The following is a 16,292-nucleotide window of genomic DNA, read 5'->3' as shown; positions in this document are numbered from 1 at the left end:
TACGCATGGATAAGATTAAAAAACCGAGACTCTATTGTTTTTCTCCAGCGGTAATGTTGGCGACGTTTACAATTGAAATTATTCTGGCGATATATACTTTTTGGAAATATAAATTGAATGCTGTGACGAAGATTGTGATCATGCTGTTGATTTGTCTTGCGCTGTTTCAATGGGCTGAATATAACGTTTGTGAAGGTGCGATTCTTCTGGATAATCTCGGCTGGGCTAAACTTGGCTATATTGCAATTACTATGCTTCCGCCTCTGGGTATTCATTTGATATATAAAATTTCTGGCGATAAGAGGCGGTGGATTCCTGTGCTTGGTTATACTTTTGCAGCAATGTTTATTAGCTATTTTCTATTGGAGGCTAACGGAATTAAGTCTGGGACTTGCCTGGGTAATTATGTGATTTTTGAAAACCAGCCGGGCATCGGAATGTGGTATGGTTTGTATTATTACGGCCTATTATTTGCAGCAATTGCTTATGCGTATGTTAGGAGTAAAACCTCCAGTAAACACATTCGGCGCTCTCTAGGTTCGTTGATTGTGGGATATGTTCTATTTATGGCGCCTACGACGTTTGTCAATATCATCGATCCATCGACTATTATCGGAATTCCGTCAATTATGTGTGGATTTGCAGTTTTGATGGCGGTAGTTTTAGCTGGGAAAGTTTTGCCAGAATATGTAAATGAGAAATGATGCTTGTGTTTTTTTGGGCGATAATGCATAATTAAACATGAGCTGGTACGCATAGGGGCATTCTCCTATGCTTGCCAATTGAAAGACAAACACACATTCAAATATGCCCCGGGTGGGCGCGTAGCAGCTCTTCTATAATGCTTATGGTATGATATAGTTATGGTTACTGTTTCAAAAAAAAAGGAAGAAAAACTAGCAAAATTGGTGCGAGAATTTTTTGCTGTTCATCCAGATGTGAAGCTTGTGGCGATAACTGGTAGCGCCGGAAAGGCTAGTGCAAAAATAGCTATTGGTACGGTTTTGGCACAACAATTTGATATTCAGCTTCGCAATGAAGAGCCGAAGACAAAAGCTGATGTTTTTCTTCAGATGATGGGCGTGAAAATGCCCGAAAAAGGCTTGTTCAAATGGTGGAAAGTGATGCGCGCCGTAAAGAAGAGAATTAAGGCCGAAAAACCGGAAGTTCAGGTGATTGTTCAGGAATTTAATCCAAAGGAACTTGGCTATAACGATTGGTTTAAGGCTTATGTTGTGCCAGATATTACGGTTGTAACTTCTGTAACAAATGGTCGAATGCAGGTTGAATATTCCTTGGAGGAAGTGGCGAATGAGATGATTTCGCTGGCGAATTTCTCGCGAATGGCGATGATAAATCGTGATGATATTGACGGGCGTTTTGCTAGCTTTTTGACGAATCCTAATATCACTACGTACGGAAGTGATCCAGTGGCGGAGTATAATTTTGACGATCGTAATTTTTCTCTGAAAGATGGACATCACGGCTTTATTATGTCGCCAGAAAATCCTAACGGATTAGAGGTCAATGTTAAGCTAATTGGCGAGCATAATATTCGTCCAGCGATCGTGGCGGCAGCTATTGGGTATGCGTTTGGTGAAACTGAGGATAATATAAAAAAGGGCATAGAAAATTTGCGCCCACTGCCTGGTAGGATGAATTTGCTGAAGGGTGCGGACAATACTTGGTTGATTGATGATAGCTATAGTTCGACGCCGTTGACTGCTTTGGCAGCTTTACAGTCTTTGTATCGAATTGAGACTCCGCAGCGCATTGCTGTGCTTGGCAACATGAATGGCTTAAAGGGAATTTTCGAGCAAGCTCATGCTGAACTTGGTTCTCATTGTAGCCCGGATTTGTTGGATTGGGTTGTGACGGTTGGTGAGAAAGCTAATCAATATTTAGCGCCAGCTGCTCGTCAAAGAGGTTGTCAGGTGAAGGAATGTAAGAATGCCATCGAGGCTGGGTCTTTCGTGCGCGACAAATTGAAATCTGAAGGCGTCGCGTTATTCAAGGGTTCAAGTGGCGGCGTATGGCTAGAGGAGTCTATAAAAATCAACCTTCATAGCACTGAGGACGACAAATACTTAGTCAGGCAAACGCCGGAGTGGATTGCTAGGAAAAACCAATTTTTCTCACAATTTAAAGATTAATGTGATATATTAAATTCAAGGTATATAAAACAAGGGGGAATGATGGATCAAGGTAATCAACCTGCACCGCAGCCGCAATATAACGGCGTGCCGATGCAGCCAAAAAAGAAGAAAACGGGATTGATAATTGGCATAGTGCTGGGAGTTATAGCTCTTATTGCTATTATTTCTGCTGTGCTAGTTTATTTCTTGTGGTGGCAGAATCCAGAAAAGATGGTTACGGACGCTGTGTCTAATGCTATTATGGCAAAGAAGATGACTGCCGACGGTAAGGTAGTTATTGACATGCGCGACCAAGGAAAAATAGAGCTAAACGTAAAGACTGCTACTGATTCGGGAAAGTCAAAGGCGAATATTGACGCTAAGCTTAATATCAAAGGGGTCGAAAAAAGTATTCCACTAGATGGTGATATGGTTCTTGGTGATGACGGGACGATATACGTGAAGATAAATAACTTTAAGGATTTGTATGGCACTTTGCTTGAAATAGTTATGGAGTCTTCGTCTGGTGGTAAGGCGTCAAGGTCTCAAATAGAAACTTACCGTGATCAGACTTTGAGAAAGATGAGCTCTGAGATAGATAAAATGAGCGACACGTGGATGAAGGTTTCTCCAGATGAAATCGGTAGCGAATATAAGTGTGGAATTAACGCTCTGAAGAAAATTCAAAGTGACGAAAGTGTCCGCAAGGAAGTAGTTCAACTTTATCAAAAGAATAGCTTCTTCACTATAAAAGACTCAAAGATTAGCGATCGTAATGGTGGACGTGGTTTTGAACTAAAGGGTGATAACAGTAAATTGTCGAAATTTAATGATGAGTTTAAAAATTCATCAGCAGGCAAGGCGCTCAGTAAGTGCGGAAAATCTAATAGCTACAAGAGTAGTGATTCATCATCTATTGACACAGCTTCATTGAAGGTGTGGGTTGATAGGTCATCTCATGAACTGAAGGCCTTGGAGTTGAAAGGTGATGGCAGGAAGGCTTCTGTAGAAATTTCATTTGACATTAACATGAACAAGTCTGAGGAAATTAAGGCGCCTTCGGACGCTGAAAGCTTGAAAGAGTTTGTAGAAGGTTTTATGGAAGGGTATTCGAGCGGATTGTCATCAACCTCGACTAGGTAAATAGCTTAATCGCCTAATAATAATCCCGTTCGTAATGAGCGGGATTATTTGCTATAATTACAGATATGAGACGCTATAATCCGACAGAAATTGAACAAAAATGGCAAAACAAATGGGAGGCTGACGGTACTTACGCGGTCGATTTTAACGACACTACTCGGCCGAAATATTACAGTTTGAGCATGCTTCCGGGGATTACAGGGGCGGGAATTCACATTGGTCACGGTCGCACTTTTCAATTTGCCGACATTAAGGCGCGATTCAAGCGTCAGCAGGGTTATAATGTCTATCATCCAATCGGCTGGGACAGCTTTGGCTTACCGGTTGAAAATTATGCTATTAAAGTCGGAAAAACGCCACGTGTAGCGCACGATGAAGCGAAGGTTCATTTTAAGGAGCAATTGAAGCGACTTGGGTTTAGTTATGATTGGACAAAAGAAATTTCTACAGCTGATCCAGAATATTACAAATGGACTCAGTGGATTTTTACGCAATTATATAAGCACGATTTGGCATATCAAAAAGAGCAGCCGCAATGGTGGTGCGAAACTGATAACACAGTGCTTGCTAACGAACAGGTTGAAGGTGGTAAATGTTGGCGCTGCGGTAATCCTGTAACCAAGCGAAATCTCAAGCAGTGGTTTTTCCGAATTACGGCGTATGCAGATGAAATTTTAGAGGCAACCGATGCGCTTGATTGGACGGAAATGGTTAAAACCATGCAGAAGAATTGGATTGGTCGATCAGTTGGTGCGGAAGTTGAGTTTGCGGTTAGTGGTCAAGATTCCAAGATTACAGTTTTCACAACTCGTCCCGACACGTTATTTGGCGCGACGTATGTAGCTTTGGCACCGGAGCATCCTCTGATTTATCAGTTGGTCAATTCTGATACGCGCGAAAAGGTTGAAGCGTATATCCAAGCTTCGCAACAAAAATCTGATGTTGAACGTCAAGAGAATAAAGAGAAAACGGGCGTATTTACTGGCAGTTATGTCATAAACCCAGTCAATGGTCAAAAATTGCCAATCTGGGTGGCGGATTATGTTTTGGGTGGCTATGGAACCGGCGCAGTCATGGCGGTGCCAGCGCACGACGAGCGCGATTTTGCGTTTGCCGAGAAGTTTGACTTGCCGATTATCCAGGTTATTGATAAGCCTGAGCATTCAGCCGACGCCGGCTGTTATTCTGGTGAAGGTGAGCTGATAAATTCCGGACAATTTAACGGGACCAGGAGTGAGGATGCTCGCGAGCAAATTGTTGCGTGGCTGGAGCAGCAGAATTCTGGGCGAAGCAAAACCACGTATAAAATGCGCGATTGGTTGATTTCTCGTCAGCGTTATTGGGGTGCTCCGATTCCAATTGTTCATGTTGACGGCCGTGTGCCAATTGCCGTGGCTGATGAATGCTTGCCAGTGATTTTGCCAGAGGTGGAGAACTTTAAGCCAACGGGCGGTAATACTTCCGTTTTGGCCCAGGTTGATGATTGGGTGCGAGTCTGGGTGGATGTTGAAACTGGAAAAACTGTGCCGATTACAGAAAACAAGCCTGATGGCGACAATTGGGTAGAAGGTCGGCGCGAGACTGACACTTTGGATGGCTATGCTTGTTCTAGTTGGTATTTCTTACGATATCTCGACCCACACAACGATAATGAAGCATGGAATCCTGAGAGAATTAACCATTGGATGCCGGTTGATTATTACAATGGTGCCGACCATGCCGTGGCTCACTTGTTATACAGTCGTTTTTGGATGCGATTTTTCTATAAGCTTGGTCTCGTTCCGACCCCAGAACCTTTTAAGCGAATGATGTACAATGCCTACATTATGGCACCAGACGGTCAGAAAATGTCCAAGTCTAAGGGCAACGTTATTGATCCAATGGAGATTATGGACAGTGGATATGGCGCTGATGCGCTGCGAGTTTACGAAATGTTCATCGCGCCTTATGATATGGATGCGCCATGGGATCCTCGTGGCGTTCCGGGAACTTATCGATTCTTAAACCGAGCATGGAATTTGGTTCAGGAGTTCGTTGATAAGGATCCAAACGACTCTCTTGACGCGAATGAAAAAACAGCTCAAGAATTATTGCGATTAACTCACTCGACAATTAAAAAAGTTACTCGCGACATTGAAGATGAGAAGTTTAACACGGCTGTGGCTTCGATGATGGAAATGGTCAATGGCCTGTATAAGATAAAAGAATCGCATGGAATTGACATGTCGGACGAGTGGCGATTTGCGTTAGAAAGTTTGATTCAGATTTTGGCGCCTTTTGCTCCGCATATCACAGAGGAATTGTGGCGTGAAATGGGTCATGATGATACGGTTCATGTTAGTCACTGGCCGAAGTGGGATGAAAAATATCTAAAGAGCGATACGATGACTATTATAGTTCAAGTGAACGGCAAGCTTCGTGCAAAACTTGAACTGCCGAGTGATATGGACAAGCAGGGTGTTGAAGAAGCGGCTCTAGCTGACGAAAATGTCCAGAAATTCACAAACAATAAACCACCTAAAAAGATGGTTTATGTTCCAGGTAAGTTGGTGAATATCGTGGTTTAGAAGACGGTCTATTTAGATTTGTCTTCTATTTTCGTTATGGCTATGCTTGGCTTTCCGTCACCGTTTATGTCACCTATGGCAATGTTGACAGTAGATCCTGGTTGGACCTCTGAGTCGCCAGTCTTGTTTTTGTAGAGATCTTTCATGTAGACAGCAGTTTCGTATATGGAGCTTCTTGCCTCATTAGGATCTATCTTATTCTCAGGATTTTCTTCGTTGTATTCTTTCATGGCTGTTTCGGCTACCGAAGTCGGATTTTCTCCTTCTTCAAGCGTGACAGTGTGAATTTCTGTGTCTTCTGGCAGCTCCGTGATGACTCCATTGCTGTAATTCTCTACAACTTGAGCTACTTGGTGTGCAGGGCTTGGTCCTTTTTCTGGTGATTTAGGACTATGAAATAAGCCTAGGGCGTTTGCAGCTCCAGCCAATCCTAACGCGGCTAATGCTACTGCACCGATTTTAACTACAGATTTTGGTATTTCTATTACAGATCTGTCGTCTTCATTGTTGTTTTGTGATGTAAATCGTTCCGTGTTCATGTTTGCTATATTACCATAAACGACATAAAAAGTCAATATTATTATCTAATTTGCAGACAGGCTCTTGAGATTGTCTAATAAAAAAGGTATAATGGTACGTAAGTTTTATGACAACCTAAAAGAGGAGAATAAATTATGGCACAACCTAAGAAACAGAGTAGCCCACGTAAAACTGGTCTTCGTCGCAGCCACTTGGTATTAAAATTGGCACGTCGCGTTAACGCAACTTCACCAGTTAAGGTGAAGACAACCAAGCGTGAAACCGGTAAAACAACAAAATAATAATTACGAACAGGACGCTTAATAATGGCATCAAACCGTCATTTGGGACGAATTGTCGCACTGCAAACACTTTATGAACATGAATTTCGCAAAGAGGTTGGTGATAGCGATGTTGATTATAAGACTATTTTAAAGCGTAATTTGGCTGAATATAAATCATCGGTTGACGATATTGAATTTATCGATAATTTGATTAGCGGCGTACTTTCGACGCAGAGTCAATTGGACGAGAAATTGCAGCCATTGGCGCCAGAATGGCCTATTAGTCAGTTGCCGCGAATTGATCGGGCGGTACTTAGAATTGGTTTATATGAATTGCTATATTGTGCAGATACCGTTCCACCAAAAGTGGTGATTAACGAAGCGGTAGAATTAGCAAAAGCGTTCGGTTCGGATAACTCGGGTAAGTTTGTGAATGGCGTGCTTGGCACGGCACTCCGTACTCTCGTGGAGGAGTCCGACAGTGAGAACAAGCAACTTTGATAAGATAAAAAAATATTTTAGTGGCAGCAAGAAGCCATTGATTCAGGAAATTGTGCGCGAGCCAACTGCCGGTGGCGTGATTTTTCGTCGTAATAAAAAGGGTGAGGCAGAGTTTTTGCTATATCAGGACGCTCGCGACCGCTGGACAATTCCGAAAGGGCACATTGAGCCAGGTGAAACGGCTCAGGTGACGGCTCGTAGGGAAATCGGCGAGGAAACTGGACTGAAGAAAATTGAGCTGCATGGCTGGCTGGGCAAGGTGAATTTTCGTTATCGTCGAATCGATAAATTGGTATTGATGACAACGCAAGTTTATCTAGTTAAGGCGTTGGATCCTAATGAGAAACTCCAAAAGGAGGAATGGATGAATGGCCTTAAATGGTTTAGTTTTCATGAGGCACTGGATGAAGTTGAATATGAAGATATTGGCAAGCTGATTCTTCTAGCGATGAAACGAATTAGACAGGAGAACTTATAAATGAACGGAATGAATACCGCGCCATATCAAGATTTTGCGCGCGAAAAATTAGGTTTTGAATTTACAAATTTGGATTTGCTGATTACAGCTTTGACTCACCGTAGTTATGTGAATGAGCACCGAAAATCCGTTCATCACCACAATGAGCGCTTGGAATTTCTAGGTGATGCGGTTTTGGAATTGGCGGTAACAGAATATTTGTTTACGCATTTTTCTGAGCCAGAGGGAATTTTGACTGCTTGGCGGGCAGCTTTGGTGCGAACGGAAAGTATTGGCGATGCTGGCGATAAGTTGGGTTATGGTCCGCTGATTCGTATGTCAAAGGGCGAGAAGAACGGCTCGGAGCGAGCACATTTACAGATTTTAGCTAATGCATTTGAGGCGGTAATCGGCGCGATTTATTTGGAGCGCGGCTTTGACGATGCTCGCGATTTTATTCACAAGCATATAATTGTTAAGTTGGACGGAATTTTGGAGTCTGGCAGTTGGCGCGATCCGAAGTCGTATTTACAGGAAATTTCTCAGCGAGTTGACAATCAAACGCCAATATATAAAGTCCTGAGTGAAGAAGGTCCAGATCACGATAAAGTCTTTACTCTTGGGGTTTTTGTTGGTGATAATATGATGGGGCGAGGCATTGGTCCGTCTAAGCAAGTCGCTCAACAGCAAGCTGCTCGTGCTGCAATTGCTAAATATAAAGAATCTGGCGAGAAATAATTAAAGTTTGCACGGCGTAAACTGCTCGTGTATAATGAAAATACAGTTTAATTCCAGGAGGAGGGGCAGAATGTCAACAATAGATCAGCAGTTTGTAGAATATACTGTAAAGGCGTTGGTTGGACATCCAGAAGATGTCGTAGTAGACCGAACAATTGATGAAAAGGGCGTTTTACTAACATTGACAGTTAATCCGGCAGATTTGGGTCGAGTTATTGGTAAGCGCGGCAGTACGGCACAGAGTTTGCGTACGCTTCTGCGAGCTTTGGGCGCAAAGAATGACGCTCGATATAACTTGAAGATTGTTAACAATGATGGTTTTTCTGGTGTGCGTGAAGAAAATGATTATAACGGTAATGCTTCTGTGGATAACTCAACAGATGAAGCTGTGGAAAATGGATCATCTTACGCAGAAAACACCAGAAAAGAGCTTGCGGAACTCGACGATCTTGATATATAATTAAAACCAGTTCAAGCACAGACATTATGCGAGAACAGCTCTATGCGAGACAATGGGTAACCATTGAGAGCCTTATTTGTGCTAAAAAACCGTCCTTACTGGGACGGTTTTTTGGTGGGGGATAATTTCTATAAAAAGACATGAAAATAGCCCGCCGAAAACGTGCTCAAGCTGAAACTTAATGTCTCAACGAGCTATTTTCAGGCGGGCTTACTCCCTCTGTGAGAGTGCCCACTTATCGCGGGGGCGGGTGAGGCAAATCTGCTCCACCCGCCTTCGAGCGATTCTTCCGAAAGTCCTGGAGGCTGTGGTTTTATCAACCTCCAGCACTTCCATGAGTGTGCAGATGCTGATATGAGGCGCGCCCTTCGCGTTGTGGATAACCAAGCAGTCATCCCTGGATTCCACCCTCACTTCGTCAATAACATTCGGCTTTTTGAATGTCATTGACATAAGTTTGGTTCGCTCAGGCATAAGTGTGCTGATGAATTTCGCCACAGGGTCAGGGTCCTCCGGTCTGCTGTAGTGTGCGGAGTCTCCCATCTCCACGGAGAGGATAATGTGAATCTCCCCTCCTTTGTCAATAGAGATGCGGACGGGATAAGACAACCAATCCACCGCCTCCTCAACAAGTTCGAGTTTACGCTTGCCGATCTCGGTAATATAGGACATGACGTCTCTCTCTTTCTCTAAGGGCTACTTCTGTTCGGTTGAACAAAAGCTGATATATATATCATACCTGGACAAAAAAGTCAACACTTGCTACACTGTAACAGATGAGAAAATTTCAAGTAATTACGCTTTTCCCAGAAATGACGACGGGAGTTTTTAATAATTCCATGATGTGGAAGGCTCAGAAAGACGGTATTGTAGAGCTTACGACGGTGAATCTGCGGGAGTTTGGTTTGGGTCCTCGTCGTCAGGTTGACGATACTCCTTATGGTGGCGGCGACGGGATGCTTCTTATGGTTGAGCCGTTATGGAAAGCGGTAGAATTTGCGAAATCTCAGGATGAAACGGCGAAAGTGGTACTGATGAGTCCGCGCGGGCAACGCTGGAAGCAGGCTAAAGCTCAGGAAGAAGCAGATGATGACAGGGATGTGATATTTATTTGCGGGCGATACGAGGGCGTTGATGAGCGAATTTTAGAACTGGTTGACGAGCAGTGGAGTATTGGCGATTTTGTGTTGACGGGCGGAGAGTTGGCGGCAATGATGATGATTGATTCTATTGTTAGGTTGATTCCTGGAGTTTTGGGCGGCGAAAAGTCTGCGGAAATTGAAAGTTTTTCAGATGGAGAAACGTTGGAATTTCCACAGTATACACGACCTGAGGAGTTTAAAGGTTTACGTGTGCCGGATGTTTTATTGAGCGGACACCACGGAAAAATAGCCGAGTGGCGTGCCGAGCAATCACGGATATTGACAAAGAAAAATACCCCATAGAGACGGGGTATTTTTTAAATTGTGGTGGATTTGTCGTAGAGCGAAAGATACGATTTTGTGGTGTTTATTTTTGTAACGTTCGCTGATTTAACTTTATGACGTTTTTATAAAAAGTGCAAGTGCTTTCGTAAAAAATACAACAAGCTTGAGCTTTTTTGACGCGCAAGCTATACTGAAATTATGTCTAGAAAAGTGAATAAAATTGTTAAATTGATTACAGGACTATTAATAATGGTGCCATTATTATGTCAATTATTTACGTTTGAGAAGTTTTCTGCGGTCCTTACTTCTGCGGGGGTTCCGTCATCTTTAAGTCTTCCGATTGCAATAATATTGGTGATTGTTGAGCTAGTGTCGTTGCCATTTTTAATTGATATGGATATGCCAAAAAGAATTACTCTGACGAGCAGAATGGCTGGTTTTTTGAGTTTGGGGATTATGACGGTAATTAGTTTTTTGGCGTTTGTGAATGGGTATGTGGCGGTGATATTTGGTGCAACGATAAAGAATGTGAATAATGTGGCTGCGATTTTTCTGGTATTCATGATGTGGATTTTGTTGATTTGCGCAAATTTATCGACGAAAAAAACAGCCAAATAATTGGCTGCTAAATTTCAAACTTGGCTGGGATGGAGGGATTCGAACCCCCGAATGGCGGGACCAGAACCCGCTGCCTTACCACTTGGCGACATCCCAACGGCAAACATAATTGTACTATAGAAAAATGATTTCCGCAAGCGTTTACTGACCAGCGTTGTCGCGATATACTGGTAATATGGATTTGCAATGGATCGTAAAGCTAATTGCTGACGGACTAGTGGTACCGGTTGTGCTAATTGGTGCGTACGCGCTGATAAAATTGGTTCCAAATAAAGAGAAATATCAGGTTTATAGCCAGGTGTTGATGGCTGGTTTGACTGCTTACGTGGTGGCAAAAATTATCGGGTCAATTTATCAACCAGATCAAATGCGCCCGTTCGAGATTCTGGGCGTATCTGCCGGTGCGTCATTCCTTAATAATCCGGGTTTTCCGTCCGATCACGCGCTATTTACAATGGCAATTACTTTGGCGGTATTTTTCGGAGCAAAGAGTTGGCGGCTGGCTGTTGTTTGTCTGGTTATGACGATCTTAATATGTGTAGGTCGGGTTATTGCTCTGGTGCATACGCCACTTGACGTTGTTGGCGGATTATTGATTGCTTGCGTAGGGATTATTTGGTATAAACCGATGAGTCTCCTGAAAAAGCATAATATTTAAGCATATACATTTGCAATATTGACAAGTTTACGTTACAATTTACGTATGAAATTATTGTCAGCTATTTTCCGTGAAGAAATATCAGATTACACATATCCATTTTCAAGGCGAGTTTTCTTGAGGGTTTTGGCGATTTTAGTTGCTAGCGGCGTGGCTATCTGGCTGCTGGCGCTTGCGTTTGATAAATTTATGATTACACCCGTATTTTGCGCGAACGCTGAGCATATTTCTATTTGCGCAAACAGCACAAGTATCGCCTCTTACGTCGCGTTGGTTTTGGCGGGAATTATGTTGGTGCCGGTGCTGGCGGTATTTGGTATTAAGCGACCTCTGTTGGTAGTGATCGCGGCAACTGTGTCATTGTGGGGTGCTACATTATGGGCTGGCGGATCTTGGATTCTGTCATTGCTATGGGTAGTTTTGGCGACAGTTTTGGTATATTTGTCGTTAATCTGGCTGAATAGAATTCGTGGCAATGGCGCAGCAATTTTATTTATGACTTTATTCGCAATCTTAGCACGAGTTGTCTTAGCATTGTAATCACTGTACACTAAGTGTATGGAAATCATTATCATTATTCTCTTAATCGTTATTACTATTGGTTTAGGCGCGACTTTATTTGTCTTGCAATCAAAAATCAGCGAACTAAAAAATCAATCATCCGTCGAGCTAATTAAAACTGATGTCGTAGAATTAGGTCGGACTATTGCGAAACTGAATGAATCCGTCAGCGATAAGTTGGAGCGAAGTAACGCGCAAGTTCAGACTTCCGTGCAGAAACAATTATCAGAAAGCGCGAAGTTGGTGGCTGACGTGACGCAGCGATTGGCGAAATTGGATGAGACTAACAAGCGTGTGGTTGATGTGGCGACTGATCTTAAAACCTTGCAAAACGTGTTACAAAATCCAAAGCAGCGTGGCGTTTTTGGTGAGTTTTATCTGGAGAGTGTACTGGACAATGTTTTGCCCGCCAAGCAATATCAAATGCAATATCGTTTCAAGGACGGTGAAATTGTTGACGCGGTTATTTTTCTGGACAAGGGTCAAATACTGCCGGTGGACAGTAAGTTTTCTTTGGAGAATTACAATCGCATGATTAACGCCGAGACAAAATCTGAGCGCGAAATGTGGCTGAATAAGGTGAAGGCTGACCTTAAGGGGCGAATCGACGAAACTAGTAAATACATTCGTCCGCGCGAAAATACCATGGACTTTGCTTTTATGTTTATCCCTAGCGAATCTTTGTATTACGATCTTCTGATTAATAATGTCGGTCAGGGCGGTTCGAGTCGCGACCTGATTGAATATGCATTCCGAGATAAGCGAGTGATTATTGTTAGTCCGACTAGTTTTTTGGCATACCTGCAGACCGTTCTTCAGGGGCTTCGTAGCCTACAAATTGAAGAGCAGGCCAAAGACATTCAGGTTCGAGTTGGGCAATTGGGTGTTCACATTAAAAAGTTTGACGAGTTGATGACGAAAATGGGCAAGAGCCTTAGTACGACCGTTGGTCATTATAACAATACGTACAAGGAGCTAGGGAAGATTGATAAGGATGTCGTGCGAATTTCTGGTGGCGATAACCAGGCGCAGCCGGAGCTGATTGATCGGCCGACTCAGGAAGATTGACATAAAAAATACCCCGCCGATTAAGCGGGATATTTTATTGTGAAGCTATAATCTATTCTTCGTCTTTGTTTCGGTAATTGACGAGTAGAAATAGGTTGCCACCTAATGCTGCACCGATTAGGGTAGCGGCAATTACTTCCAGGCTAAAGCGTGAATAGCTTTTTTCGCCTTCAGCTGGCAATACTCCATTGCTGCGTAGTTGAGAGTCGGTTTTCTCTGTAACAGCCAAAGAAACTGCTGGGTTCAAAGTTGCGCCTGAGATGTAGATCTCGCGTGGGTAAGTGCGGCCGTTTTTCTCAGTTTGAGTAGTGCTTTGATCTTTTTGGATTTTTGCAATAGCAGTACTTTTAATGTATGAAGAGATTGAGCCGGATACGACAAGACCAATCATCAACGCTAAGCCAATTCCAAAAGCTTGACCAGCTGCTCTGATTTCTTTGCGCTGCAAAACTGCGGCAATACCAAATACAAATACAGCGGTACCGACTAATTCCATCGCGAAGATGTCCCAGGAGAACGCAGTGAATTGGTCGAAGCTTAGAGCAAATCCGCCGTTTGTTAATGAGCCAACAAGCACGATAGCTGCCATTGCACCGAGGAATTGTGCACCCCAGTAAAATGGTACAAGTACGGTCTTTAGCTTACGCATTGTCCATAGACCAAACGTGACAGCTGGGTTTACGTGTGCACCAGAAATGTTGCCGATAATTGCAACGATGAACATCAATGCAAAACCGACATACATCGATGACAAAATATCTGATGCGAATAATGCGGCAAGTGTCAAAATGAATGTGCCGATAACTTCCGCAATAACGATGTTAATTAAGTTATTTGGTAATTTAGAATCTAGTTCGACACGCTTGCTTTTAGCGGTAGATTCAGTAACGACGTACTTGACGGTCGTTTTGGTTTCAGTCTTAGCGGCAGCGGTTTTCTTTTCTGCGGCTTTAACTGGGGCTTTCTTTGAAGTTTTCTTCGTAGCCATATTCCCTCCTTAAAGTAATATCACGACTATTATAACATAATTTGCTATACTGTAGTTATGGGATTATTTGTAAATCAACAGGATCAGCGCAGTGAATTGCAAGAGCGAATTGCGGCGGAATTAAGAGAGAAGGCGAAGGCTTCGAGTTTGCAAGAAAAGGCAACTATGGACGGCGTCGACGACATAAGATATTTGGAAGGCACGAAACAGACGACGACTTTGGCGTGGGCGTGGATTTTAATTGCTATTATGGCTGGTGCGGTGATTGTAATGTTTTTAATGCAAGGACGATAAAATGGCTGACTTAGACGAATTGAGAAGAGAAATAGTTTTGGCGGTTTCGCAATCCAAATCTCCGCGTGAGTTTTTACGTGATCGACGACTTAGGGAATTGTACGAGCAAATCAAGTCATTGCCGCCAGTTGAGCGTGGTCCGTTCGGCAAGCGAATTAACGAGCTGAAGCAGGCGATTGAACAGGCTATTGCTGTGCGGCTGGAAGAGCTGGAGAAAGTTGACTTGAAACCGATTGACGTTACGGCGCCGATGGATGTGAATTCGCCCAAGCCTGAACTTTTGCCGAGCGAACAAGGCACGATTCATCCGCTGAGTGCTGAAATTGAGCGCATTTCTGAGATTTTTAATCGCATGGGTTTTGTCACGGAAGAATCCAGAGAAATTGACGATCAATTCCATATGTTTGAGAGCCTGAATTTTCCAAAAGGTCATCCAGCGCGCGACGATTACGACACGTTTATGACCGAAGAGACTGATTCTAATGGCGATCGTTTGATTGCGCCGGCGCATACGTCGACTATGCAAAATCGTGTGCTAATGAAATATCGCGATAATTTGGAAAAAGGCGAGGCTATTGCCGCTATCGTTCCTGATCGCGTTTTCCGTAACGAAGATTTGGACGCGCGCCACGAGCATACATTTTATCAAGTCGAAGGCGTGTACGTTTCGCGCCGAGTTAATGTTGGCAATTTGATTGCTACGTTGCAAGAGTTTTTGCAGGAATATTATGGCAAGAAACTTGATGTCCGTGTTAATCCATTTTACTTTCCGTTCACTGAGCCTAGCTTCGAGTTTGCGTTAAGTTGTCCGTTTTGTGAAGGAAAAAATCCTGATTGTAAAGTCTGCTCTGGTGAGGGCTGGATTGAGCTATTGGGCTGCGGAATGATTCATCCAAATGTCCTTCGGGCGGCACAAATTGACCCGAATGAATATACGGGATTTGCTTTTGGTTGCGGTATCGACCGCTTGGTTATGATGAAGCATGGAATCGAAGATGTCCGTCATTTTGAAAGTGGCAAGTTGGACTTTTTGGAACAATTTTAAGCAATATGAAACTTCGACAGATTAAGGATTTTTTATGCAAGAATCGCCTTCAGGCACTCTGTATTCTTAATGGTGTCGTTTTGGCTGTGGGTTTGATCGTGGCGATGCTGCTTTCTGATGATACTCGGTGGACGAGCTGGAGCTTGAGCAGATTGGGCGAAACCACCTCGAATCGTTTGTCCGCGTTTTCGTTCAATTCGGGAGTGTTTTTATCTGGTTTGATTATGGCGACAATTGGGTTTTTTATGAATCGTGGCTATCTTAAACTTGGTCAAATTCGCTCTGCTCGAATATCTGGCTGGATACTTTCATTGTTTGCGATTTGCATGATAGGGGTGGCGCTTTGCCCGAACGATACAATGCACGCGGCGCATTTTGTTTTCTCGCGCAGCATCGTGATATTGATGGTGCTTTTGATGTTTATTTTGCCATCGAGTTTGAGTTATTTAACTCATCGTGAGCGAATCTCATCTTTCAGTTTTCCGATTTTTGCGGCAATTATAGCGGCGCAAGGTTACGCAATGGGCAAGTTTTGGTTTGTGATAGTAGAAGTTTTATTGGGGATTTTTGCGACGATATGGCTGGCTCTGGTTTGCCGTCGAATGGAACTTAAATTGTCCGACCTGAAAACTTCGTAAAATGCTATAATTACTTCAAAAGGAGTAATTATGAATCACACAATTTTTGACAACATCGTATAGCGGTAAGTTGGACTTTTTGGAACAGTTTTAAGGAGCTATTACACATGATAATAGTAGTAGCTCAAAAACTTGTAATAAAATAGGTAGTTCTGTGTGCCGATAGAGAATTTGTTGCAGCGAGAGAGATC

The 16,292-nt window shown here is 43.2% G+C and carries 20 protein-coding genes and 1 tRNA gene; 17 read left to right on the top strand and 4 right to left on the bottom strand.

The window, feature by feature from the left end; genetic code table 11:
- The first annotated feature begins 5 nt into the window (after nucleotides 1–5).
- From LRM47_RS01185 to leuS, 4 genes are all read left to right on the top strand, one after another.
- The gene (locus tag LRM47_RS01185; RefSeq protein ID WP_243822498.1) at nucleotides 6–704 is read left to right on the top strand and encodes a histidine kinase N-terminal 7TM domain-containing protein; all 699 of its coding nucleotides are present in this window, start codon (nucleotides 6–8) and stop codon (nucleotides 702–704) included.
- Nucleotides 705–863: 159 nt separating this feature from the next.
- Entirely contained in the window at nucleotides 864–2,153 is a 1,290-nt protein-coding gene (locus LRM47_RS01180) for a glutamate ligase domain-containing protein (protein ID WP_243822497.1), read from the top strand.
- Nucleotides 2,154–2,192: 39 nt separating this feature from the next.
- Nucleotides 2,193–3,278: a hypothetical protein gene (locus LRM47_RS01175; RefSeq protein WP_243822496.1), complete on the top strand. Its 1,086-nt coding sequence runs from the start codon at nucleotides 2,193–2,195 to the stop codon at nucleotides 3,276–3,278.
- A gap of 65 nt (nucleotides 3,279–3,343) precedes the next feature.
- A complete protein-coding gene (gene leuS, locus LRM47_RS01170) occupies nucleotides 3,344–5,845 on the top strand; it encodes a leucine--tRNA ligase (RefSeq protein ID WP_243822495.1) in 2,502 nt (833 codons plus the stop codon).
- A gap of 8 nt (nucleotides 5,846–5,853) precedes the next feature.
- On the opposite strand, the gene LRM47_RS01165 is transcribed toward leuS, so the two are convergent.
- Entirely contained in the window at nucleotides 5,854–6,384 is a 531-nt protein-coding gene (locus LRM47_RS01165; protein WP_243803752.1) for a hypothetical protein, read from the bottom strand.
- A gap of 135 nt (nucleotides 6,385–6,519) precedes the next feature.
- Here LRM47_RS01165 and LRM47_RS01160 point away from each other — a divergent pair, with 135 nt between their 5' ends.
- The 5 genes from LRM47_RS01160 (at nucleotide 6,520) to LRM47_RS01140 (ending at nucleotide 8,804) form a co-directional block, all read left to right on the top strand.
- Nucleotides 6,520–6,666 carry a hypothetical protein gene (locus tag LRM47_RS01160; protein ID WP_164999843.1) on the top strand — a complete coding sequence of 49 codons (147 nt, stop codon included), beginning with the start codon at nucleotides 6,520–6,522 and terminating at the stop codon, nucleotides 6,664–6,666.
- 24 nt (nucleotides 6,667–6,690) lie between these two features.
- Entirely contained in the window at nucleotides 6,691–7,149 is a 459-nt protein-coding gene (nusB, locus tag LRM47_RS01155; protein WP_129631319.1) for a transcription antitermination factor NusB, read from the top strand.
- Entirely contained in the window at nucleotides 7,130–7,627 is a 498-nt protein-coding gene (locus LRM47_RS01150) for an NUDIX hydrolase (protein WP_164999844.1), read from the top strand. Before nusB ends, LRM47_RS01150 begins: the two co-directional genes overlap by 20 nt.
- Nucleotides 7,628–8,344 carry a ribonuclease III gene (gene rnc, locus LRM47_RS01145; RefSeq protein WP_129743666.1) on the top strand — a complete coding sequence of 239 codons (717 nt, stop codon included), beginning with the start codon at nucleotides 7,628–7,630 and terminating at the stop codon, nucleotides 8,342–8,344.
- 70 nt (nucleotides 8,345–8,414) lie between these two features.
- The gene (locus LRM47_RS01140; RefSeq protein WP_243822494.1) at nucleotides 8,415–8,804 is read left to right on the top strand and encodes a KH domain-containing protein; all 390 of its coding nucleotides are present in this window, start codon (nucleotides 8,415–8,417) and stop codon (nucleotides 8,802–8,804) included.
- A 210-nt stretch (nucleotides 8,805–9,014) separates the two neighbouring features.
- On the opposite strand, the gene LRM47_RS01135 is transcribed toward LRM47_RS01140, so the two are convergent.
- Nucleotides 9,015–9,476 carry a hypothetical protein gene (locus tag LRM47_RS01135; protein WP_243822493.1) on the bottom strand — a complete coding sequence of 154 codons (462 nt, stop codon included), beginning with the start codon at nucleotides 9,474–9,476 and terminating at the stop codon, nucleotides 9,015–9,017.
- A gap of 104 nt (nucleotides 9,477–9,580) precedes the next feature.
- On the opposite strand from LRM47_RS01135, the gene trmD reads away from it, so the two are divergent.
- Together trmD and LRM47_RS01125 are read left to right on the top strand one after the other, a co-directional pair.
- Entirely contained in the window at nucleotides 9,581–10,249 is a 669-nt protein-coding gene (gene trmD, locus LRM47_RS01130; RefSeq protein ID WP_243822492.1) for a tRNA (guanosine(37)-N1)-methyltransferase TrmD, read from the top strand.
- A gap of 180 nt (nucleotides 10,250–10,429) precedes the next feature.
- Nucleotides 10,430–10,849 carry a hypothetical protein gene (locus tag LRM47_RS01125; RefSeq protein WP_243822491.1) on the top strand — a complete coding sequence of 140 codons (420 nt, stop codon included), beginning with the start codon at nucleotides 10,430–10,432 and terminating at the stop codon, nucleotides 10,847–10,849.
- A 21-nt stretch (nucleotides 10,850–10,870) separates the two neighbouring features.
- On the opposite strand, the gene LRM47_RS01120 is transcribed toward LRM47_RS01125, so the two are convergent.
- Nucleotides 10,871–10,945 (bottom strand) — tRNA-Gln (locus LRM47_RS01120).
- Nucleotides 10,946–11,024: 79 nt separating this feature from the next.
- Here LRM47_RS01120 and LRM47_RS01115 point away from each other — a divergent pair.
- Genes LRM47_RS01115 through LRM47_RS01105 form a run of 3 tightly spaced genes read left to right on the top strand, consistent with a single transcriptional unit; the run spans nucleotide 11,025 to nucleotide 13,136 of the window.
- Nucleotides 11,025–11,507, top strand: coding sequence for a phosphatase PAP2 family protein (locus tag LRM47_RS01115; RefSeq protein ID WP_243822490.1), 483 nt, complete (start codon nucleotides 11,025–11,027; stop codon nucleotides 11,505–11,507).
- A gap of 45 nt (nucleotides 11,508–11,552) precedes the next feature.
- On the top strand, nucleotides 11,553–12,047 hold the full coding sequence (locus tag LRM47_RS01110; protein WP_243822489.1) for a hypothetical protein: 495 nt from the start codon (nucleotides 11,553–11,555) through the stop codon (nucleotides 12,045–12,047).
- An 18-nt stretch (nucleotides 12,048–12,065) separates the two neighbouring features.
- Complete coding sequence (locus LRM47_RS01105; protein WP_129635359.1) at nucleotides 12,066–13,136, top strand: DNA recombination protein RmuC; 1,071 nt, start codon at nucleotides 12,066–12,068, stop codon at nucleotides 13,134–13,136.
- A 52-nt stretch (nucleotides 13,137–13,188) separates the two neighbouring features.
- Here LRM47_RS01105 and LRM47_RS01100 read toward each other — a convergent pair whose 3' ends face one another.
- Nucleotides 13,189–14,124 carry an MIP/aquaporin family protein gene (locus LRM47_RS01100; RefSeq protein WP_243822488.1) on the bottom strand — a complete coding sequence of 312 codons (936 nt, stop codon included), beginning with the start codon at nucleotides 14,122–14,124 and terminating at the stop codon, nucleotides 13,189–13,191.
- A 57-nt stretch (nucleotides 14,125–14,181) separates the two neighbouring features.
- On the opposite strand from LRM47_RS01100, the gene LRM47_RS01095 reads away from it, so the two are divergent.
- The 3 genes from LRM47_RS01095 to LRM47_RS01085 are packed head-to-tail and all read left to right on the top strand — an operon-like array spanning nucleotide 14,182 to nucleotide 16,101.
- Complete coding sequence (locus LRM47_RS01095) at nucleotides 14,182–14,418, top strand: hypothetical protein (protein WP_129631287.1); 237 nt, start codon at nucleotides 14,182–14,184, stop codon at nucleotides 14,416–14,418.
- A gap of 1 nt (nucleotide 14,419) precedes the next feature.
- Entirely contained in the window at nucleotides 14,420–15,463 is a 1,044-nt protein-coding gene (gene pheS / locus LRM47_RS01090; RefSeq protein ID WP_243822487.1) for a phenylalanine--tRNA ligase subunit alpha, read from the top strand.
- Between the two features lie 5 nt (nucleotides 15,464–15,468).
- Nucleotides 15,469–16,101, top strand: a complete 633-nt coding sequence (locus LRM47_RS01085; RefSeq protein ID WP_243822486.1) for a DUF998 domain-containing protein — start codon at nucleotides 15,469–15,471, stop codon at nucleotides 16,099–16,101.
- Nucleotides 16,102–16,292: the final 191 nt, after the last annotated feature.

Origin of the sequence: Candidatus Nanosynbacter sp. TM7-076 (assembly GCF_022828325.1) — a bacterium.
GTDB lineage: Bacteria > Patescibacteriota > Saccharimonadia > Saccharimonadales > Saccharimonadaceae > Nanosynbacter.
This window is presented reverse-complemented; position numbering and strand designations above follow the sequence as displayed.